Below are 21,689 nucleotides of genomic sequence, written 5' to 3'. Positions count from 1 at the left end.
TACTTAAATCAAAATCACATATGTTCCGGTGCGCTTACACCGAGGATCATCAAACCATGACGCAGCGTATACCCCACTGCGGAAATAAGTGCCAGACGTGCCTGCTGGAGAGCAGGATCGACGCCCAGGACACGGCACTGATTATAGAAAGAATGGAAAAGGCCGGCCAGTTCATAGACATAATGGGCAATCTTATGAGGGGCCCGTTCGGCCGCTGCCGTTTCAATCAGTTCTTCGTACGAGTTCAGTTTCTTGATCAAATCCACTTCCACCGGTTCCTTGAGGATCGTAAGATCACACTCCGGCTGAAGGGTAATTTTTTCTTCTTCCATCTGACGCATGATGCTGCAGATGCGGGCATGTGCGTACTGGACATAATACACAGGGTTGTCATTGGAATGTTCCGTAGCAAGCGTCAGGTCAAAATCAAGCTGGCTGTCGATGCTGCGCATGATGAAGAAGAACCGGGCCGCATCGGTACCGACTTCTTCAATCAATTCATTCAGCGTCACGGCCTTGCCCGTACGTTTGCTCATCTTGACCAGCTCGCCGTTGCGGTACAGGCTGACCATCTGGAGAATCAGGATTTCAAGCTGTTCCGGCTTGTAACCCAGAGCCTGCATGGCGGCTTTCATTCTCGGGATGTAACCGTGATGATCGGCACCCCAGAGATTGATGACTCGGTCAAATCCTCTCTGGAACTTGTTCTGATGGTAGGCAATATCTGCCGCAAAATACGTAGAAACACCGGTATCACGGATTACGACGCGGTCCTTGTCATCGCCAAATTCGGTAGACTTGAACCACAGGGCTCCGTCCTTCTCATAAATATACCCCTTCTCTTTCAGGGTTTCAACGGCCGCTTTGATTTTTCCGGAATCATGCAGGGTTTGTTCGCTGAACCAGACATCAAACTCGCAGTTAAATGCCTGCAGATCTTCCCGCAGGGCTGCCAGCTTCTCATCCTTGGCAATTGTCTGGAACTTTTCCAGGCGTTCCGGTTCCGGCATAGAAATAAATTTATCGCCGTACTTCGCCTTGATGCGCTTTGCCGTATCGATGATATCTTCACCGTGGTAGCCGTTTTCCGGGAACTCACAGGGAATCCCGAAAAGTTCCAGATAACGGGCATTGACGGAAGCTGCCAGGTTATGCATCTGGTTACCTGCATCGTTGATGTAATATTCACGCGTCACATCATAGCCGGCTGCCTTCATCAGGTTGGCAAGCGCACTTCCCACGGCAGCGCCGCGGCCATGACCTACATGCAGCGGGCCCGTTGGATTGGCACTGACGAATTCAATCTGAATCTTCTCGCCATTTTTCTTCGGCAGGTTGCCGTAGTCGGCACCGCGCTTCAAAATATCAGCAAGAGCCTGATACAGCCAGTCGGGACGCAGATAAAAGTTTAAGAAGCCTGGTCCCGCGATTTCCACCTTATCCACAACAGAACATTTCAGGTTATCCCGAATGGCCCCGGCAATCACGCGAGGTGCACAATGCAGTTTTTTAGCAGCCTGCAGGGCAAAGTTTGTCGCGAAATCACCAAAAGCTTTCTGCGGGGGCACAGTCAACACGACGGGATCCAGCTCACCTTCCTTGAGCGTTCCGGCCGCGATTGCCTTTTTGACTGCAGCAGTAACCGCGTCAGCCAATACTTTCTTAATGTCCACTGACTTTTTCCTCCTCAATTTCAATCTTCAAACTGATACTGCCGTTGGATTTCTGGTCAATATCGACATCATAGTCAAGTGCCAGATCCCATCGGCCGTCTCCTTTTTCAAACGTCATGAGCCGCGTAAATACAACCATAGGCACGGTCAAATACGGCGTTACATAGTTAAAGGAAGTATTGCGTCCTCTTTCGTAATGCTGACGATGCTCATACTTCCCATGACGAATCACTGTAAGACTGTCAGCGTCCCATTTCAGGGTCGTTTTCGTTCCCTCCATGCCGGTGACAGCACTTTCTTCGTACCGCACGTAAACGGTATTATTTTTTTCGGTAAGCGTTCCGTAAGACACAAAGGTCATAGGTCCTTCCTCTGTTCCCTTGGTCAAACTGTGAATAGTAATCTTAACTGGAACCATAACGCCTCCGAATGCACAATAAGAGAGAGATTGCTTCCCGGGTCCGGTTGGCGCCGCTAAACTCCAAGAGCAATCCCTCGTAATATAACCATATCAAAATGTAAGAATGGAAAATCCATTCCAAAAGGGTATTTTCTTATTTTGGACATGAAAAAGCCCTGTTAAGAAAACGGCTCAGCACACCAGTCCCTCACAAACAAATATATGACATTATAATATAATTACGGCCGAGAAACAAGAGAATAGAGAAAAAAAGACCAGCGGCAATTACTATGCTGTGGCTGCCGCAGCAAGCATTAGGAGTTTTCACTCCTGAAAAGGCTGAAAAATTTTTCCGAGCAGTGCGATTCCCTGCTGCCTTTTTCTTGCGTCCCTTCTTTCCTTCATGTATAATGAATTTCATATATAAGGGAGGAAGTGGCTGTTTTCATGAAGGTTGACTGGTATGTCATTGCTGCAATATGCATTTATTTTTTGATTTTGATTACAATCGGACTTGTCACTTATAAACGTGATGAAGACATGGAAGGCTATGCACTTGGCGGACGCGCCCTGGGACCATGGGTCACGTCAATGAGTGCGGAAACCTCCGACATGAGCGGCTGGATGCTGATGGGGCTTCCCGGTTACGCTTACGTAGCGGGTATTTCAGCTTTCTGGATTGCTATCGGGCTCATTATCGGTACCTGGGCCAACTGGCTCATCACTGCGAGAAGACTGCGTGTCTTCACACAAGTTATGAAGAATTCCATCACCCTGCCGGAATACTTCGATAACCGTTTCTGCGACAGCAGTAAAAAGCTGCGCATCGCTTCTGCCGTATTTATCTTTATTTTCTTCTTGATCTATACGTCGTCCAGTTTTGTGGCCGGCGGCAAACTCTTTAATACGGCCTTCGGGCTGGATTATCATAAGTCCCTGTTCCTGACAGCTGGTATTGTCGTGTTCTACACGCTGATGGGCGGTTTTTCCGCTGTCTGCTGGACGGACTTGTTTCAGGGATTCCTGATGTTCTTCTCTATCCTGATTGTACCGGTAACCGCCATGTATTACATCGGCGGTGTCGGCGCCACGATTTCCCGGCTGGAAGCCATCAGTCCGAATTATTTCAGCATGATTTTCGGAGCGGACGGCAGTGTCATGACCTTCACGGCCATTATCTCCCTGCTCGGCTGGGGCTTCGGTTATTTCGGTCAGCCGCACATCCTGGTCCGGTTCATGGCCATCAAATCTTCCAAGAGCATCAAACAAGCTACGCACATCGCTGTTACCTGGGTCATTATTTCCCTGGCCATGGCAGTGCTCGTCGGTTTGACCGGCCGTGTTGTACTGGGTGACGTATTGAAGGGCTCAGCCTCGGAAACCGTTTTTATCAAAATGAGCGGGCTGTTCTTCCATCCGCTGCTTGCCGGAATCATCACTTCCGGTATCCTCGGCGCTATCATGAGTACGTCTGACAGTCAGCTGCTTGTCGCGGCTTCCTCCTTTACGACGGATTTTTATAAGACACTGATTCGCAAGGATGCTTCCCCGAAAGAACTGGTAAGAGTCAGCCGCATCATGATCATCGTCGTATCCGGGCTGTCACTTCTCCTGGCACTTGACCCGGACAGCCTGATTCTCTCCATCGTCTCCTACGCCTGGGCCGGCTTTGGTGCTGCCTTCGGTCCGCTGGTTCTGCTCTCCCTCTACTGGCGCCGCATGACGACAAACGGAGCGCTGGCAGGTATTATTGTCGGCGGTACGACCGTCCTCATCTGGAAGAATTTCCTGTCCTTTACAGGTATCTACGAAATTATCCCCGGTTTCTTCCTTTCCCTTGCTGCCATCGCCATTGTCAGCTTGATGGATAAGCAGCCGGATAAGATGATTCTGGAAGGCTATGATAAGGCTGTAGAGGCTTATAAGAATGACATTGCTTAAATAAAAAACTGGCCAAATAGGATTCTCGACTTCTGTCGGATACCTGTTTGGCCAGTTTTTTAGGCAGATAGCAGGCAGCAGTTAGCAGCTGGCTGCAGATAGCAGAAATTCGGCAAAAAGGTGCATTTAGCTTTTGGTCTAGCCAGTGGCAGAGTGGCTAGTGGAAAAAGTGGTTAGTACACCCGTGAGAACATCTACTTTGGCGGATTCCTGAGAAAGAATAGATAAACAAGTTATCTTTTTACTTTTCAGCGTGCGACTCGCAGACAGAAAAAAGGTCGTGAAGCAATGGAAAATCATTGGTTCACGGCCTTTTTACTATTCACACTAATAACTCACAACTCATAACTCACAGCCTCATAACTTTATGAAATCAACAAAAGGACTGAAACGCCACACTACAGCGTTTCAGTCCTTTTGTTATTACTCGCAGTTTTCAGAAGTTATTTATCCTTCTTAATAATCAGCGGTTCCCGTTTGAAGGGTTCTTCCATGTCCATCTGTCCGAGCATATCCAGCTTCTTGCCTTCCACGGAGAAGGTCACCTGCTTGATGTCCGGAAACTCCGTCAGGGTATTGACTACCGCGTAAATCATCAGCATGTTGTCAAACTCGTTGTTTTTACGGGAAACAAATGCCTTGTTGAAATCAACCGTAGCCAATCCGTCTTTCACCGTCACCTTATTGACCTTCGTATCCTTGGGGAATGTCGTGTCACCGGACGGTACTTTCTCAACCAGTTCCTTCATCACAGCGAGAGGCTGGTCTTTTTCCTTGATGCCGGCATCCAGTTTAATCTTGACGGGAGTCAGCTTCTGACTGCTCTTATTCAGGGCCCGGTAAATGACTTTTTCGACCTGTGCCGGTTTCTGATTCTTCTTTTCCTGCTGCTTAACGATTGGCACATTCTCGGCAATCTTTTCTTTCACATCAGGAGCACATCCTGCTGCCAGAGATACCGTCAACACCGCAGCCAAGAGTGCTGCACAAAGGTGCTTCATGTTCATCATCATCATCAGCCTCCCTTGTGCATATTGTAAAAGTCTTCGATACCATCAGCAATGGCTTTTGCCAGCTTGTTTTGGAACCAGCTATTCATCAGCAATTTTTCTTCCCTGCGGTTAGTCAGGAAAAGCATCTCTACGAGAGCACCCGGCATGGAACTGCGCTTATTGACGTAGAAGTTGGCATAACGAACACCGAGGTCATCTACATTGGCCGTCTTCATGATGCGATCCTGAATGCATTGGGCAACCTGAATATCATACTTAGTTTTCGGATGGTAGTAAGTAGAGAATCCACCAACACTTGTGTTTTCACTGGCATTGATATGCAGGCTGATAAACATATCAGACTTATTTTGCTCAGCTACGTCGACACGTGCCTGAAGTTCCTGACGATCCGTAGCATCAGGTCCGTATACGTCCACATCCGTCGTGCGCGTCATATAGACGATAGCGCCTTTTTTCTCCAGATACTGCTTTACCTTTTTCGTAATCGACAGGGTAAGGTTCTTCTCCTGCACGCCGGTTGCCAATCCATGGGTACCGGGGTCGGTGCCGCCGTGTCCGGCGTCAAGGGTAATCCGCTTACCATCGATACCACCGACAACAGAATATCCGGCTCCCGACGTGGAAGGTCTCCAGGGTTTACGTTCCAGGGAAGACTTCGGACGAGACGTCTTGAAAGTCTTCGTAGAAGGTCCGGCATAAACATCGATTACGGCACGCGTGGGCCGTCTGTTCACCTTATCCTTTTTCAGATTAAAGGTTTTATAATCGCTGGATTTCAGTTTCTTCTTCATCTGCACGCGGACAAGCGTCTTGCTGCCCTTCGGCTCGATGAGCACTTTTCTGACATAAGGCGCGTTCTTCGGCACATAGGACTTGGGAACACTGGAACTAAGCCGTCCGTTTACCGTTACGCGAAGTTCCCTGTCAAGCACTTCGGTACTCATTTTGGCATACGACGTTGTTTCCAGGACGACCCGAAGCTGTCTGTCCGGACTGACGCCATAAGCAACTTTTGTAATTCTAGGTCTGGCCTGAGCGACTGCGGTTCCGAGTGCGCAGATCAGGCAGGCACACAATATAAATATCTTTTTAAACACGCAAGTACCTCCTCCGTATACCCGAAAATTTTACCACGTTCAGGGAAGACATGCAAACAACGTCCGGTCCCCGTCACCTAAAACCCGGGCAATAGCCGAAGGCAGATACTCCAGAATATCTCCTGCCTTCATACCAATCTTACCTTTTTGAGCAGCCAAATCTCCCGCGAGGCCGTGCAGATAGACTCCGCAGCAGGCAGCCTGTACCGGCAGCAGTCCCTGCCCGATGAGGGCAGCAATTGTTCCTGTCAGCACATCACCGCTGCCGCCTGTCGCCATGCCTTCGTTCCCCGTCGAATTGACATAAACACGGCCTTCCGGAGTGGCAATAATTGCCGGTGCACATTTCAGTACCACTACGGCCTGCCAGCGGGCAGCGCCTTCTCTTGCTGCCGCCATGGGATCCTGCATGACTTCACGCAGGGACTTACCCAGCAGTCTCGCCATTTCCCCCGGATGCGGCGTCAGCACCTTTGAGTGCAGTCCAAGTAGCAGTGCGTCCTGTCCGTCAAGAGCATTCAAGGCATCCGCGTCAAGCACCAGCGGCATAGTGAGCCGCGGCAGCAAGTCACGGATATAAGATACCATTTCCGGGGATTTGCCGATGCCGGGTCCGGCGGCTGCCACTGTATAGTCCTTCAGGCGATCTGCCTCGGAAGGGACATCTTCCAGAAGCATTTTCCGCACCATGACTTCTGTCGATTTAATGGTCATTGGTGCCCACACCTCAGGGTGCGTATAAAGCGTCACCAGTCCGCCTCCTGCCCGAACCGCTGCCTGAGAAGCCATTTCCGCAGCCCCCAGGTAGCCTGGACTGCCTGCCAGCACCGCAATTTTTCCATTCGTACCCTTATGAGCATTGCGGGCGCGCAGCGGGAAATTCCGCTTTACGTAGTCCGCAGTGAGCAGTGTCTCCTGACTTTCCACATCCCGCAGTACAGCAGCCGGTGTGTTAAGATCAGCAACCACAATCTTTCCGGTGAAAAAAGCGCCGGGATAGAAATAAAGACCCGTCTTCGGTGCAATCATGGTTACCGTCACAGAAGCAGGCAGTGCTTCTTCACAGCGGCCCGTATCTGCCTCAACGCCGGAAGGAATATCAACAGCAATGACCGGCACCGGAATTTTTTGAACGGCTTCAATAAGGCTCCGGACCGGTTCCCGAAGTGATCCATGAAAGCTCGTGCCAAGCAGAGCGTCGAGCACTACGTCCGCCTCGGCGCAGCGCGCCAAAGCACCGGTCTGATCCTTTTGCCAGGAAAGGACTTCCATTTCAAAAGCCGTACAGAGTTTTAGCTGCAGGGCACAGCCCTTGCCGAGCTGCTCCGGTTCGGCAGCCATAACGACCGTCACCCTGGCCCCCTTTTTTTCCAAAAAACGGGCCGCCGCCAGGCCGTCGCCGCCATTATTACCCTTACCGGCCAGTACAACAATTTTCTTTTCTGCAGCATCTTTTAAGAAATTTATGGTTTCCTTTGCCACAGCCCGTCCGGCATTTTCAATCAGCACGGCTTCAGGAAATCCCAGCGTGCCGATAAGCAGCTGATCGGTAGCTCTCATGGCTCCGGCTCTTACAAGTTTCATTGATATTTTGCCTCCACAATCACCTGTGCTGCCGCCATCTGACTCGTATGGCTGAGCGACACAAAAATCGCACCCGCATTCCAGAAATAGGCACGGCGCAGCATCTCCCCGTGAAGATGGATCTGCGGTACGCCCGCTTCATCCGGCAGTGTTTCAATCTCGGTCAGATTACCGGGTGCAACACCGGTTCCAAGCGCCTTTCCAAGCGCTTCCTTGGCGGCAAACCGGGCTGCATAAGATTCCACTGCATGGGCTTTTTTACTTTCGCAGTATGTAATTTCGTCTTCCGTGAACACTTTTTCCTTGAAGCCTTCTTTTTTCAGGCTCTCGGCAATGCGTGCCACCTCTACGATATCAATGCCAATTCCCTTGATCATCCGGAAACCTTCTTTCCAATCGCTGTTAGAATATTGTACTAAAAAAATGAGGCAAATCTATGAATTATGGCATACCATGTTCCTTTTTCCAGGCGAGGATTTGTTCAAGCCGCTGCTTATAGCGGATTTCAAGTCCCTGTTCTGTCGGATGGTAATAATGCTTTTCTTTCAGTGAGTCCGGCAGACACTGCATGGCCGCCATCTTCTCTTTCGTATCATGAGCATAGACGTAGCCTTTTCCGTAGTCCAGTTCTTTCATAAGCTTCGTCGGTGCATTGCGGATCTGCAGCGGCACCGGTTCTGCCATATGCGTCAGGGCATCTGCCTTAGCTTCGTTATAAGCTAGCTCCATGGCGTTGGATTTCGGTGCCATAGCCATATAAATCACAGCGTGGGTTAAATTCACGGAGCACTCCGGCATCCCGATGAAATGGCAGGCCTGATAGGCAGCTACGGCGATTTCAAGTGCCTTGGAATCGGCAAGGCCCACATCCTCGCTGGCAAACCGCACGACACGGCGCGCAATATAAAGCGGGTCTTCACCTGCTTCCAGCATCCGGGCCAGCCAATAGACCGCCGCGTCAGGATCGGAATTACGCATGGATTTATGCAGAGCAGAAATTAAATTGTAATGCTCTTCCCCACTTTTATCATAGAGGAGCGACTTTTTGGAAGTGCACTGCTCCAACGTATCCATGGTTACTTCTATGCCGTCAGCCGTCGGAGTGCCGTTCAGGACAACCATCTCGAGCGTCGTAAGCGCACTCCGGGCATCCCCGTTGCTGAATTCAGCTACGATTCGCAGCATCTCATCTGACATTTGGACATGCTCATTGCCAAATCCCCGCGGGTCGTCAAGAGCATGCTTCAAAATTTTCACAATATCATCCGTTGTCAGTGCCTTCAGCACAAATACTTTGCACCGGGAAAGCAGAGCGCCGTTGACCTCAAAAGAAGGATTTTCCGTCGTAGCACCGATGAGAATGATACTGCCCTTCTCCACAAAAGGCAGGAAAGCGTCTTGCTGCGCCCGGTTAAAACGATGGATTTCGTCGATAAAAACGATGGTCCGGCTGCCAAAACGATGGGCATCATCCGCCCGCTGCATGACAGCACGAATTTCCTTGATACCGCTTGTCACCGCGGAAAAGGTAATGAAGCCTGCCTTCGTCTGATGGGCAATGATTCTGGCAAGTGTCGTTTTCCCTACACCCGGAGGTCCCCAGAAAATCATGGAAGAAATCCGGTCTGCTTCAATGAGCCGCCGCAGCAGTTTTCCCGGTCCGAGAAGATGGTCCTGCCCTACAAACTCATCGAGCGTACGAGGACGCAGCCGCTCAGCCAGTGGTTCTTCTGCATGATTTTCAAATAAACTGCCTTCGTCCATGACGAACCTCCTTTGTATACAATGTAGTATTTTATTATACCATGGAATAGACACTTAGTGAAAGCAGACGCTCATCCGCAGGCTGTGCACACAGTTGCTGTCATTCGAACGCATGTCAAAAAACCGAAGCTTTCCTTCCCCTACCATCACAGTTTTATATGAATCTTCTGCAAACCGTTCATTTTATTCTTTGTCCTTCTATGCTATAACGATAACAGCCTTACCATTACAATTTGCTTTAAGGGAGTTTTAATAATGCACCAACGTGTTGCAGCTATCAATGATTTGTCCGGGCTCGGGCGCTGTTCCCTCACGGCGGACATTGCAGTACTGGCCGCGATGGGAATCGAAGCCTGCCCGCTCCCGACAGCCGTTCTCACTTCACAGACAGGCTATCCGGGATTTCACAATGTGTCCTTTACTGAAGAAATGCCAAACTATACGCGTCACTGGAAGGCGCTCGGTGTTTCTTTTGACGGAATTCTTTCCGGCTACCTCCGCACGCCGGAAACTGTCCGGGAAACCGCTGAGTTTTTACAGGTTTTTCACCGGAAAGGGGCGTTTTATCTCTGTGATCCCGTACTGGGAGATAACGGACACACCTACCGGGGGTTCACAGACGCCTCCATCGATTCCATGAGAAAGCTTGCAGAAGAAGCCGATTTAGTGACGCCGAACTTTACGGAGTTCTGTATCCTTACCGGTACTGCCATGGAACCCTTGAAAAAACTGGGCGAAAAAGAGCCGGAATCTTTATTTCGGGAACTCATCGAAAAAGCATCCATTCTTCATAACCCGTCGCTTGTGATTACGGGCATTCACTGCCGCGGCAAAGAGGGCCGGCCCCTTATCGCCAATCTCGTTCTGCAGAAAGGTAGAGAAATGCCGATTTATTTTCCCCGCCTGAACGGGACGTATTCCGGCACAGGAGACCTTTTTGCCGCCGTGCTGATGGGCAGCCGTCTGCAGCATCGGGATCTGGTGCAGAGCACTCGTCTTGCCGGAGATTTTATTTTACGCAGCATCACCGATGCCCAAAAAGAAGCTGTTCCCTTTAATGATGGTATCAACTATGAACCCTATTTGCTCCTCCTTTCCCCAGGCAAACAGGTTCAGCAATAAAGAAAGGAATGATTGTAATGCAGTCAAAATTGAAACGAGACCGCCTGCTGGTCCTGACTGGACTTTTTGCGGCGCTGGTCTGCCTTTTTACCGCCTACATCTGTCACATCCCCATGGGGCCTAACGGTGGTTATCTCCATTTCGGAGATTCCCTGATTTACGTAGCAGCATCCCTGCTCCCACAGCCATATGCCCTGATTGCTGCCGCTATCGGCGGCGGCCTGGCGGATCTTTTGACCGCTCCCATGTGGGCGCCGGCCACTATTGTCATCAAGGCGCTGATTACCCTGCCCTTTACTTCTAAGGTGCCGAAACTTTTATGCAGACGGAACCGGATTGCACCCTTCCTGTCCTGGATTATTTCCGCGACCGGCTATTTTCTTGCTGAAAAATTGATATTTGGCACCGAGGTAGCGTTAATTACATCTTTCCTTGGCAGTTCCATCCAATCCGGCGGCAGCCTGCTGTTCTATTACCTCATTGCCGGCGTTCTTGATAAACAGTCCATTAAGTCAAAAATTTTTGGTGCAGATACAGAAAGGACGACAAAATATCATGGCTCAGATTCTCTATACTTATAAAGACGGTGTCTACGTCAATTTGACAAATCTATGCAACTGCCGCTGTACGTTTTGCGTACGCTTTCAGCACAAAGGCATCGGTGACGCCCCGACGCTCTGGCATAAAGTCAATCCCACCTGGAAAGAAGTCAAAGCAGCCGTGGATGCCTTTGATTTCACGGGCTATCAAGAGCTCGTTTTCTGCGGGTATGGGGAACCGACCTGCGCACTGGACTTAATGCTGAAAACAGCAAAGTATGTACGCCAGACGCACCCTGAACTGAAACTCCGCGTCAACACGAATGGCCTGGGCAGTCTGGAAAACGGACGAGATATCGTTCCCGAACTAGCCTCCCACCTGGATGCCGTTTCCATCAGCCTGAACGCCCCCGATGAAGAGGATTACAACAAAGTAACGCGTCCCACGCTGCCCGGAGCGTATCAGGCCATGCTCACCTTTGCCAAAGAATGCAAGGAAAAAATTCCGGATACCCGCATGACCGTCGTCGACGTACTGACGCCGGAACAGATTGAAGCCAGCCGCAAAGTCGCCGAATCCTGCGGCATCAAACTGCGCGTGCGTCATTTCTCGTGAGCCGTAGTGGACAGCGAATAGCTGCTGTCAGCACCAAGACCGCATTTGGCTTACGGCATATGGTTTTTAGCGTCGCCCGCAGCAGTGTGAGAAAGCTTTCATTTAAATAAAATATAAAATAAAACCTGAAATTTAGCAGTTAACCTAAATTTCGGTTCTATAATAAATGTTGGGGTGAGGAAATATTCTTTCCTCACCCCATTTTTGCATAAAAAAGTGGACATAGACGGCATCCACTCTTACAATTAAATCGCCAAACCTAAATGAAAGGAAGATGGCCTATGTCCACATTTGATTATATAGCAAATTCCTTGAATGTCAAAGGTAACGTAATAAAAAAATGCATCCACAGTGAGCAACAAATTGAATTTATTATGGAACTGAATCGAGCTGTTGTCCAATGCCCTAATTGTCATGCGAAGACCGATAGAATCAAGGATTACCGTTGGCAAAGGATTGCTATCGGATCCATTTTGCACCAACAGGCTTTTGTCCGATTACATAAAAGAAGATACGTTTGCCCTTGCTGCGGTCGTACATTCTTTGAAACCGTCCCGTTCCTGCAGCGTTATCAACGCAAATCAAAAGATCTGCAGATGCAGATTATGGTGTCGTGTTTTCAAAAGCGCAGCTTCACAGATATAGCGGCTGACTTCCACACATCTACTACAACGGTCATACGTTACTTTGACCGCCTTCATTTCCCTCATCCCCAACACCTTCCCCAAGTCCTGGCCATGGATGAATTCCGGGGCAATGCTCATGGACAAAAGTATCAGGTCAGCATTACAGACGTAGAACACAATGAGCTCATCGACATTCTGCCAAGACGTGATGCAGACTGGATTATACGTTATTTTCTTCGCTATCCTAAAGCGGAGCGAAGAAGGGTTCGCTATGTTGTAATGGACATGTCTGCCCTTTTTCGTTCTGTCTATAAAACAATGTTCCCGAATGCCACACTGATAGCCGATAGATTCCATGTACAGCGACTTGTTCTCTGGGCTATGGAAAGAGTAAGGAAAGACATTCAAAATACGTTTCCAAAGACCTCACCTTATTTGAAACATAATAAGAGGATTCTCCAAAAGAGGGGAACAACACTAAGTGGAGAAGAGCTGGTAAAGCTGCGCTGCATCCTCTCTCAATCTGATGAACTGAGGCGTGCATATATACTCAAAGAAGCATTTCACAAAGTATTGAGGCAGAAGACTGAATTGGCTGCGAAGCGGGAGCTAAACAAATGGTTAGCTATGGTAATGGGCTACAACTTAGATGCTTTTAAAGGGATTTTAAGATCTTTTAAAGATTGGGAGGCTGCAATTATTCAAGCAATTATCCAGCCATACTCCAATGGATTCACAGAAGGCTGTAACAACCTGATTAAGACGGTTAAGAGAGTTGCATTTGGAATGCGTGATTTCAACAGATTTAGGAACCGGATTCTCTATGTGAATTGGCAAAAAAGGAACTCGGCAAATGCCTTGCCGAGTTCCTAAAAGGCGATTTAGTTGTGGGGCACCCCAACATTTGACAAAGAACCTAAATTTCAGGTTTTATTTTTATAATTTCGCAGAAAAATGCCCTGGCAATTTTTCTTCCATGGGCGACCCGGGCCAGCGACCAGCGACTTGCGTAAAAGGGGCTGTGAAAAAATGAAATCATATTTCACAGCCCCCTGTTTTATGTTATTTATCATTTGCCCGTTATTTCATGCAGCAGACTTTCCCATTGGTTCCATACAGTTTCCGGACGGTAAGGACGTACACTCTCATGCGCCTTTGCGCCAAACTTTCTGCGCAGCTCTTTATCTGACATTAATTGACGAAGAGCTTCCGCAAAAGGTTCAACCCCATCATCGCACAAAAAGCCATTGCTTCCGTCCTGGATCATTTCATTCACAGAATTACAGTTTTTATACGCAACAACGGGAAGTCCCACTTCCATCGCTTCCGCCAGGGCAAGACTCATCCCTTCATTCGAGCTGGGAAAAGCAAAGATAGAAGCGTCTTTCATTTTTGCCGGGATTTGACTGCCGGTACCACAAAACGTAATTTGCTTGTCCATTCCATACTTGAGGACAAGATCATGACAATATTTCGCATAAGGGTCTTGGTTCACATCCCCTTCTCCCCAGAAATCCACTTTCCAGTCTGCAAATTCCGGCTGCAGCTGGTGAAAGGCTTCAATGAGGAGATGCTGCCGCTTTTGCCGCCTGTCAAAACGGCCCACATGGATAATCTGTTTATTTTCGAGTAAGCTGCGCATCCCTAAGCTCCGAACGGCGTTTGGAATCCGAATCAGACGGCGGCAGTGTACTTTTGCTTTTACCCGGTCAATATCAGCCGGCATCAGCACTTGCACACAAGATGCTTGTTCAAGGGCCTCTTTATTTTCCGGAGTCAGGTTAGTCATAATATAATCGGCAGATCGATGAAACATAATGACCAGGGGACAGGCAACTTTCACGGAAAGCAGCAGGATACGAGCCAAATCCAGTGTATAAGCAATAATGACATCTGGCTGTACCTTTTCAATGACGGGCTTGATTTTGGCTGCCCACAGCGGATCTTGCACTTGCTGATCATAGCGGTGACGTGCCGTTTTACCGAAATGAAAGGCACGGCAGAATTTTTGATGCAGACTCTTATGTGTTTCACTGCTATAGTTCAGGTTAATAAAATGAACCTGCGGCGACATAGTATAAAAAGTCTTTCCCTGCGTTTTCGTTAACGCAAGGGCGCTGACTTCATGATGCCGCTTAGCCAGCTCATTCGCCATTAAGAAAAAAACTTTAGCCGCTCCTCCTGCGGTGTCTATTTTAGATTCCCGATGTACCAATAGAATCTTCAACTATGCCAACATCCTCTCTAAATGGCCTGCAGCCATTATAATTTTTCCCCAAAAATCTATAGAAAGCAAATTCAGTATACCGTATCTGCTGCTCTGGCGCAACAAAACGAAATTTCTTACACACACAAAAGCCTGACCGCTGCTGCATGATACCTTGCCTAAAGGTATCAGCAATATCGGTCAGGCTGTCAGCTTAGTTGTCTGAATAAGCGGAGCTCTTAAAGACATCCGCCAGTTCTGTCAATTTAGCCTGGTTCGGCACGAGGTAGACAAAATCCCCCGCCATAAAGCGTACACTGCCATCGGGAACAAAGGTCTGATTCCCGCGGCGCACAAAGATGACGAGTGCCTTGCCCGGGAGACGCAGCTCACTCAGGGAGTGCCCTTCCGCTTTGGATCCTTCCTCCACGGAGGCTTCCATAAGGTGCTGGTTCTGCTTTATCGGCAGCGGTTTAGGACCATCCAGCTTGGCAAAAATGCCTTCCATTGCCCTGTCAAACATCGGCTTATCGCGCAGCAGCTCGCCTGCTGCATACGCACACAGTGACACAATACTGAGCGGAACAATGTGATAAAAACGGCCGGTCAGTTCGAGCAGCAGCAAAATGGCCGTTACCGGCGTCCGCACAGACCCGGCGAAGAAACCGGCCATACCGAAGACTACCATATGGAGCCGATATTCCGGAGGCATAAAGCCCAGCGCACAAGCCACGCTGCCAAAGAGGCCGCCTGTCAGGGAACCCAGTACCAGCATCGGCTGCAGGCAGCCGCCCGGCGCACCGGATCCGGTACTCAGCACAGTAAACAGATACTTCCCCAGAAGGAGCAGCAAAATCATGCTGATGGAGCCTTTTAAATTAAGCATGGCTCCGATAATGCCATCGCCGGCCCCCAATACCTGCGGCAGCAGATACGTCAGAGGAATCGTCAGGAGCAGCGGAAAAGCAATCTTCATCACGGAATTTTTAAAAATCGGCAGTTTATAAAAAGCCCCGATTCCGAAAAACACTTTGTTGAAGAGCACACCCATAAAGCCGGAGAAAAGTCCCAGTAAAATGAGGTGCGGCAGGAAGCCCTGATGCAGCAGCGGCATCGGCTTGATCAGAAAAACCGTATCCATACCGAAGAACGTATGAGCAATGACACCGGCCGTCACACTGGCCACCAGCGTCGGTGCAATCACAAGCGTGGAGAAGTTCTTCTGCATGACTTCCATGGTAAACATGAACCCGCCCAGCGGTGCATTGAACGCGGCGGCAAGGCCTGCTCCCACGCCGCTGCTGATGAGCGCCCGTTCCTCAACGTTTGTATTCTTAAAAGCGCGGCTCACGCCTTCGGCTGCCATGGCCCCAATCTGGACGGAAGGTCCCTCACGCCCCATGGATAGTCCGGCCCCGATACCCATAATGGTTGTTACCAGTTTCGTAATGAGGATGGTAAACCAGTTATCATCCTTGGCAAGCCCCAGCATAATGGCACGCACCTGGGGAATACCGCCGCCGGCCGCGCTCGGCACACGCCGGCAGAGACCGGCAATGATAAAGGCTGTCAGCACCAATCCGGCAGCCCAGACGAGCACAAGGTACGGAGGCAGTCCCTGCAGGAAAGCGACCATCCTGTTTCGGCTTTCCGAAACCATTTCCAGACAGGAACGCAGGACGACGATAGAAAGTCCCGCCGTAATACCGACGATAACTCCCTGTGCCGCCAGTTTCAGGCGCAGAGTCGGAATATGGATGAGACCCTGCACCACTTTATCTTCTTCAGATTTCGTCGACATGATCAAACAATCCCGTAAAATCCAAGGTTGCAAAATAATCCTTCGGCGTCTGGGCACGACGGATCATCTTGACACTGCCGTCTTCGCACAGCAGCAGTTCAGCGCACCACAGTTTGCCGTTGTAGTTGTAGCCCATGGCATAGCAATGAGCCCCGGCATCGTGCATAAACAGATAATCGCCCAGTTCGATTTTCGGAAGCATGCGATCCACGGCAAACTTATCGTTATTTTCGCAGAGGCTGCCCGTTACATCATACTTATGGTCACACGGTTCATTTTCCTTACCGAGCACCGTAATGTGATGATAAGCACCGTACATAGCCGGACGAATCAGGTTAGCCGCGCAGGCATCCATACCAACATATTCCTTATAAATATGTTTGAAGTTGATAACCTTGGAAACGAGAGCACCGTAAGGTCCCGTCACGAAACGGCCCATTTCCGTCATCAGGCGGACATTCGTCATGCCTTCCGGCCCAAAGATTTCATCATATACTTTATGGACGCCGGCACCGATAGCCATGATATCATTCGGAGTCTGATCCGGGCGGTAAGGGATACCTACGCCGCCGGAAAGATTAATGAACTCAACGGCAACACCGGTCTTGTGCTTTACTTCCACGGCCAGGCTGAAGAGCTGCCGTGCCAGTTCCGGATAGTATTCATTGGTTACCGTATTGCTGGCAAGAAATGCATGGATACCAAAATGCTTGGCACCCTTGGCTTTTAAAATCTTGAAGGCTTCCAGCAGCTGCTCTTTCGTCATGCCATACTTGGAATCACCGGGATCGTCCATGATATCGTTGCCGAGGGCAAATTTCCCGCCCGGGTTATAACGGCAGCAGATAGTTTCCGGAATCTTGCCCAGTGTCTTTTCGACCACATCAATCATCGTGAAATCATCCAGATTGATGATAGCGCCTAATCTGGCAGCAAGCGCATATTCTTCAGGCGGCGTGTCGTTCGAAGAAAACATGATTTCTTCTCCCTTGAAGCCGCAGACTTTACTCATCATCAATTCCGTAGCGGAAGAGCAGTCCGTACCGCAGCCTTCTTCTTTCAGGATTTGCAGGATAAACGGATTCGGAGTGGCCTTGACGGCAAAATATTCTCTGTATCCTTTGTTCCAGCTGAAAGCTTTATAAATGCTGCGGGCAGTTTCCCGAATTCCTTTTTCATCATAAATATAAAACGGTGTCGGATACTTCTTTGCAATTTCTACAACTTGTTCCCTGGTAACAAATGGAACCTTCTTCATTTCAACAATCCCCTCCAAAAAATAATCATAATTCAAACGGAGTACCGAGCATTTCAGCTGAGCATCATCCGGTCGTTAACCAATTCTTCCCCGGCCGCTTTTTCAAAGAGCGCAAGCAGATCCGGAATGGTCAGTTTTTTCTTTTCTTCGCCGCTGACATCGACTACGATACGGCCGGCGTTCATCATAATCAGCCGGTTGCCGAAACGCAGGGCATCACGCATATTATGGGTAATCATGAGCGATGTCAGATGATCCCTTGCGATGACTTTCTGAGTCAGACCAAGCACTTTTTCCGCGGTTTTCGGATCAAGGGCCGCCGTGTGTTCATCCAGAAGCAGTAATTTCGGATGATTCATTGCCGCCATAAGCAGTGTCAGCGCCTGCCGCTGGCCGCCGGAAAGCAGTCCTACACGGGCTGTGAGACGAGTTTCCAGTCCCAGATCCAGTTCTTTCAAAAGTTCCTTGAAGTGGGCGCGTTCGCTGTCTTTCAGAGCCCAGGAAAGTCCCGGTGTCTTGCCGCGCCGACTGGCAATGGCAAGATTTTCCTCAATCATCATCCCGGCTGCCGTACCCAGCATCGGATCCTGGAAGACACGTCCGATATAGCGGGCTCTCTTATGTTCCGGCATCTTGGTCAGGTCCACATCATCAATGGTGATGCTGCCTGTATCCACTGAAAATACACCGGCGATGGAATTGAGGAGTGTCGATTTACCGGCGCCGTTACCGCCGATAATCGTAATGAAATCCCCTGTCTCTACGTGCAGATTAATATCGATTAACGCTTTTTTCTCATTGATGGTCCCGGGAAAAAAGGTCTTATTTACATTTTTTAATTCCAGCATGGTCAGCCCGCCTTTCTCGCCTGCAGCTTGTTCTTTACAATCGGCATTGCCAGCGCAATGGCGACAAGGACAGAAGTAAAGAGCTTCAGATCGTTTGGCGGCATACCCATCTGCAGCACAATCGCGATGACAAAACGATATACGATGGATCCGAGCACCACAGAAATCAGGCTGTTTTTAAAACTCCGGGTACCAAAGAGCACTTCCCCGATAATAACAGAGGCAAGGCCGATAACGATGGTCCCGACACCCATGCCTACATCAAAAAAGCCGTTGTTCTGGGCAATGAGTGCACCGGCCACTGCTGTCAGGGCATTACTCATGAAAAGACCGAAGAGCAGCATCACGTTCGTATCGACGCCCTGTGCCCGAATCATCTGCGGGTTAAAACCGGTAGCACGAATAGCGGCTCCGAGTTCCGTGCCAAAGAACCAATAAATAAAGGCAGAAATAATCAGCGTAGCTGCAAGACCTACGACAAAGACACCCGTCGTATAATCCAGGCCCCAGGACTCTACAATAGAAAAAGCAGTTTCCTTGCCAAGAAGGGAAACGTTTGCTTTTCCCATGATTCTGAGGTTGATGGAATAGAGAGCAATCATGCTCAGGATACCAGCCAGAAGAGAAGGAATCTTAAGTTTTGTATTTAAGAGGCCCGTCACCACGCCGGCAATACCGCCGGCTACGGCAGCAGCTAAAATAGCAACAATCGGGTTCATGTCTTTGACAAGACAAGCGACTGCCACGGCCGCCCCCAGCGGAAACGACCCTTCTACTGTCATATCGGCTATATCAAGTACACGAAAGGTAATGTATACACCCAAGGCCAGCATGGACCACAAAAGGCCCTGGGATATGGTAGGAATAATCAAATCGATCATAACTGTGTAATCTCCTTACTGTGAAACTCCTCGGGCAGAAAAGCCCGCAATCTGGACTCTTCTGCCCGAAAGAAGTACATCATTTCCTATTTGGCGATTTCTGCTCCCTTCAGAACGGAGTCAGGAATCGTAACTCCCAACGTTTTTGCGGTCGTCTCGTTGACGGTTACTTTCATGTCTTTCTGGGTCTCAATAGGCATATCCTGAGGCTTTGCCTCGCCTCTCAGGATTTTGACAGCCATCAGGCCCGTCTGGTAACCAAGTTTGTAATAGTCAATACCGATTGTAGCAAGGCAGCCCTTCTTGACTTCATTTTCTTCACCGGCAATAACAGGAATCTTGGCTTCATTCGTAACTTTCGTCAGCACGGGCACAGCAGAAGCCATGACGTTATCCGTCGGAATGTAGATAACATCTACCTTCTGGGAGACAAGGCTCTGAGCAGCCTGCTGAATATCATTGACAGACGTTACGGTAGCTTCCTTCACCGTAAGACCCTTTTTCTCTGCTTCTTTTTTCAGGATACTGACCTGCAGCTGAGAATTGACTTCACTGGAATTATAGATGACGCCTATCGTCTTCGCTTTCGGGAAAATCGTCTGCAGAAGTGCTACCTGACGGTCAATCGGGTTCATATCCGTCGTACCGGTTACGTTTGTACCTGGTTTGTTGTTATCCTTGATCAGCTTTGCTTCTTTATAGTCCGTGATAGCAGATCCCACAATCGGAATCTTCTTTGTGGCATTTGCCATCGTCTGCGCTGCCGGCGTAGCAATCGCATAAATCATATCTACCTTATTGTTGACAAAACGCTGGGCAATCGTCTGCAAATTGGACTGGTCACCCTGTGCATTCTGCTGATCGACTTCAAGATTCTGACCGACTTTGTAACCATTAGCTTCCAGCGCATCGATAAAGCCCTTATTGGCCGCATCCAGTGCCGCATGCTGTACAAGCTGTACAACACCAATCTTAGCCTTATCTTTCTTGGCGCCGGTTTCCTGTTTTTTACCGCCGCATCCGGCGGTGACACCAACGGTTAACGCCATCAATACTACTAATGCTTTTTTCCAATTTTTCATCATTCTTCCGTCCTTCTTTCCTGCTTGTAGTTGAATCACTTGAACAACTGTTACAATCTATTTTCCAATTTTATCATATTCGTTTACACTGAGCAATATTATATGTTTGAAATTATCAAATTTTGTTTTGATTTTTTCAATCATTCCATTATAAGGAAGCAAAAAAATTAATTTCCCAACACGGCACATAGGGATGCCGCCGCAGGTAAATGCGATATTCCGGGCAAAGCCGCTTTAAACACAAAGGAATTTTCCACAAATCATCGTCGTGATGATACCCCGCAATGAGCAGCTTGGGCCGATAGTTTTTGATAGCCTCGGCGCCGCCTGCAAGTGCTTCCATTTCTGCGCCTTCCACGTCCATTTTAATGTAGGAAACAGGATGTCCATCAAGAATCCGGTCAATCGTCGTTACCGGTATGTCCGTCTCTGCCTGCGCATCGAGAAAAGACATGCGGCCGCCTTTTTCCGCAAAAGAGAGGCGTCCTTCCTCTTTCCATATACCACTGTGAATCAGGGAACATTTGCTGATCTGATTTTCTTCCACAAAGCGCTGCAGTTTCTGAAAATTCTTTGGGTCCGGTTCCACGGCATAGATATGGTCGTAGCGTCCTTCCGTCAGGGAAAGGAATTCTTCCACCGTATCTCCGCGGTACGCGCCGAGGTCAAGATAAGTTTCTTTGTCCGAGAACATAAATAGTGTCTCCAGGTCTTCCCGGCGCTGCGATACAGCCTCCAGATAGTCGAGTTTGCCGCTCAGTTTGTAGTCAAGAATATCCTCCATGACGCGTCGGCTCTGCTGGTCAGCCAGAAGTTCCCATGTATCCTGCAGCTGCGTTTCATGATCCAGCAGCCAGGATGGAGAAACAACGGATAAGTCCCCAAAAAGCGGAAGATGCGGTGCATAAGTTTCGCGCTCCGCGGCAATACGGAAAAATCGCTCCAGAATTTCCGGGCGCTCGCTGGCAAAAGCAATAAGCACCAGACAATCCGGATACTTTTTTACGATTTCATCATAGCGACAAACCGTGAAGCCTCGAAACGTCTGATGCCTTGCAAAGTCATCGCTGGCAAAAACACCAGCTACCGGAATTCCCAGCAGCTCGCATCGGTCCAGAATCTCGTCAGCGCCATTCCCCATGCCATAGAGCACGATTGGTTTCTTTGTCTGCTGTAAATGCTGCCATAGTGTTTCTCTTTCCCGCAGCTCCATGTCTTACCCCTCGTTTCATTATATT

The 21,689-nt window shown here is 49.2% G+C and carries 19 protein-coding genes; 5 read left to right on the top strand and 14 right to left on the bottom strand.

Going from position 1 to position 21,689, the window contains the following annotated elements; translation table 11 throughout:
• Nucleotides 1-14 precede the first annotated feature (14 nt).
• On the bottom strand, nucleotides 15-1,673 hold the full coding sequence (argS, locus tag LKE33_06675) for an arginine--tRNA ligase (GenBank protein MCH3950601.1): 1,659 nt from the start codon (nucleotides 1,671-1,673) through the stop codon (nucleotides 15-17).
• Nucleotides 1,663-2,091 carry a DUF1934 domain-containing protein gene (locus tag LKE33_06670; GenBank protein ID MCH3950600.1) on the bottom strand — a complete coding sequence of 143 codons (429 nt, stop codon included), beginning with the start codon at nucleotides 2,089-2,091 and terminating at the stop codon, nucleotides 1,663-1,665. The genes argS and LKE33_06670 overlap by 11 nt, the downstream gene beginning before the upstream one ends.
• Before the next feature lie 429 nt (nucleotides 2,092-2,520).
• Between LKE33_06670 and putP the strand changes: the two genes are divergently transcribed.
• On the top strand, nucleotides 2,521-4,014 hold the full coding sequence (gene putP / locus LKE33_06665; GenBank protein MCH3950599.1) for a sodium/proline symporter PutP: 1,494 nt from the start codon (nucleotides 2,521-2,523) through the stop codon (nucleotides 4,012-4,014).
• A 443-nt stretch (nucleotides 4,015-4,457) separates the two neighbouring features.
• Here the strand turns inward: putP and LKE33_06660 are convergent, their stop codons facing one another.
• The 5 genes from LKE33_06660 to LKE33_06640 all read right to left on the bottom strand — a co-directional run bounded on the left by LKE33_06660 (nucleotide 4,458) and on the right by LKE33_06640 (nucleotide 9,472).
• Nucleotides 4,458-5,024 (bottom strand): GerMN domain-containing protein, encoded by a 567-nt coding sequence (locus LKE33_06660; GenBank protein MCH3950598.1) that lies wholly within the window; start codon nucleotides 5,022-5,024, stop codon nucleotides 4,458-4,460.
• Between the two features lie 5 nt (nucleotides 5,025-5,029).
• Nucleotides 5,030-6,124 (bottom strand): N-acetylmuramoyl-L-alanine amidase, encoded by a 1,095-nt coding sequence (locus tag LKE33_06655; GenBank protein MCH3950597.1) that lies wholly within the window; start codon nucleotides 6,122-6,124, stop codon nucleotides 5,030-5,032.
• A 39-nt stretch (nucleotides 6,125-6,163) separates the two neighbouring features.
• Nucleotides 6,164-7,708, bottom strand: a complete 1,545-nt coding sequence (locus LKE33_06650) for an NAD(P)H-hydrate dehydratase (GenBank protein ID MCH3950596.1) — start codon at nucleotides 7,706-7,708, stop codon at nucleotides 6,164-6,166.
• Complete coding sequence (gene acpS / locus LKE33_06645) at nucleotides 7,705-8,085, bottom strand: holo-ACP synthase (protein ID MCH3950595.1); 381 nt, start codon at nucleotides 8,083-8,085, stop codon at nucleotides 7,705-7,707. The genes LKE33_06650 and acpS overlap by 4 nt, the downstream gene beginning before the upstream one ends.
• A gap of 64 nt (nucleotides 8,086-8,149) precedes the next feature.
• Complete coding sequence (locus LKE33_06640) at nucleotides 8,150-9,472, bottom strand: replication-associated recombination protein A (protein MCH3950594.1); 1,323 nt, start codon at nucleotides 9,470-9,472, stop codon at nucleotides 8,150-8,152.
• A 255-nt stretch (nucleotides 9,473-9,727) separates the two neighbouring features.
• On the opposite strand from LKE33_06640, the gene LKE33_06635 reads away from it, so the two are divergent.
• The 4 genes from LKE33_06635 to LKE33_06620 all read left to right on the top strand — a co-directional run bounded on the left by LKE33_06635 (nucleotide 9,728) and on the right by LKE33_06620 (nucleotide 13,248).
• The gene (locus tag LKE33_06635) at nucleotides 9,728-10,594 is read left to right on the top strand and encodes a bifunctional hydroxymethylpyrimidine kinase/phosphomethylpyrimidine kinase (protein MCH3950593.1); all 867 of its coding nucleotides are present in this window, start codon (nucleotides 9,728-9,730) and stop codon (nucleotides 10,592-10,594) included.
• 17 nt (nucleotides 10,595-10,611) lie between these two features.
• The gene (locus LKE33_06630) at nucleotides 10,612-11,175 is read left to right on the top strand and encodes a TIGR04002 family protein (protein MCH3950592.1); all 564 of its coding nucleotides are present in this window, start codon (nucleotides 10,612-10,614) and stop codon (nucleotides 11,173-11,175) included.
• Nucleotides 11,150-11,749 carry a TIGR04100 family radical SAM protein gene (locus LKE33_06625; protein ID MCH3950591.1) on the top strand — a complete coding sequence of 200 codons (600 nt, stop codon included), beginning with the start codon at nucleotides 11,150-11,152 and terminating at the stop codon, nucleotides 11,747-11,749. The genes LKE33_06630 and LKE33_06625 overlap by 26 nt, the downstream gene beginning before the upstream one ends.
• Nucleotides 11,750-12,030: 281 nt before the next feature.
• Nucleotides 12,031-13,248: an ISL3 family transposase gene (locus LKE33_06620; GenBank protein ID MCH3950590.1), complete on the top strand. Its 1,218-nt coding sequence runs from the start codon at nucleotides 12,031-12,033 to the stop codon at nucleotides 13,246-13,248.
• A 196-nt stretch (nucleotides 13,249-13,444) separates the two neighbouring features.
• On the opposite strand, the gene LKE33_06615 is transcribed toward LKE33_06620, so the two are convergent.
• The 7 genes from LKE33_06615 to LKE33_06585 form a co-directional block, all read right to left on the bottom strand.
• Nucleotides 13,445-14,530, bottom strand: a complete 1,086-nt coding sequence (locus tag LKE33_06615) for a glycosyltransferase (protein MCH3950589.1) — start codon at nucleotides 14,528-14,530, stop codon at nucleotides 13,445-13,447.
• Between the two features lie 265 nt (nucleotides 14,531-14,795).
• The gene (locus tag LKE33_06610; GenBank protein MCH3950588.1) at nucleotides 14,796-16,382 is read right to left on the bottom strand and encodes a ClC family H(+)/Cl(-) exchange transporter; all 1,587 of its coding nucleotides are present in this window, start codon (nucleotides 16,380-16,382) and stop codon (nucleotides 14,796-14,798) included.
• The gene (locus LKE33_06605) at nucleotides 16,366-17,640 is read right to left on the bottom strand and encodes a diaminopimelate decarboxylase (GenBank protein MCH3950587.1); all 1,275 of its coding nucleotides are present in this window, start codon (nucleotides 17,638-17,640) and stop codon (nucleotides 16,366-16,368) included. Before LKE33_06605 ends, LKE33_06610 begins: the two co-directional genes overlap by 17 nt.
• A gap of 53 nt (nucleotides 17,641-17,693) precedes the next feature.
• Nucleotides 17,694-18,488 carry an ABC transporter ATP-binding protein gene (locus LKE33_06600; GenBank protein MCH3950586.1) on the bottom strand — a complete coding sequence of 265 codons (795 nt, stop codon included), beginning with the start codon at nucleotides 18,486-18,488 and terminating at the stop codon, nucleotides 17,694-17,696.
• A 2-nt stretch (nucleotides 18,489-18,490) separates the two neighbouring features.
• The gene (locus tag LKE33_06595) at nucleotides 18,491-19,369 is read right to left on the bottom strand and encodes an ABC transporter permease (GenBank protein MCH3950585.1); all 879 of its coding nucleotides are present in this window, start codon (nucleotides 19,367-19,369) and stop codon (nucleotides 18,491-18,493) included.
• Nucleotides 19,370-19,455: 86 nt separating this feature from the next.
• On the bottom strand, nucleotides 19,456-20,454 hold the full coding sequence (locus LKE33_06590) for an ABC transporter substrate-binding protein (GenBank protein ID MCH3950584.1): 999 nt from the start codon (nucleotides 20,452-20,454) through the stop codon (nucleotides 19,456-19,458).
• A gap of 145 nt (nucleotides 20,455-20,599) precedes the next feature.
• Complete coding sequence (locus tag LKE33_06585) at nucleotides 20,600-21,664, bottom strand: FkbM family methyltransferase (protein MCH3950583.1); 1,065 nt, start codon at nucleotides 21,662-21,664, stop codon at nucleotides 20,600-20,602.
• Nucleotides 21,665-21,689 lie beyond the last annotated feature (25 nt).

The organism is Acidaminococcus sp. (assembly GCA_022482815.1).
Lineage (GTDB): Bacteria > Bacillota > Negativicutes > Acidaminococcales > Acidaminococcaceae > Acidaminococcus.
The sequence above is the reverse complement of the archived record's forward strand: the minus strand, read 5'-3'. Positions and strand labels throughout refer to the sequence as shown.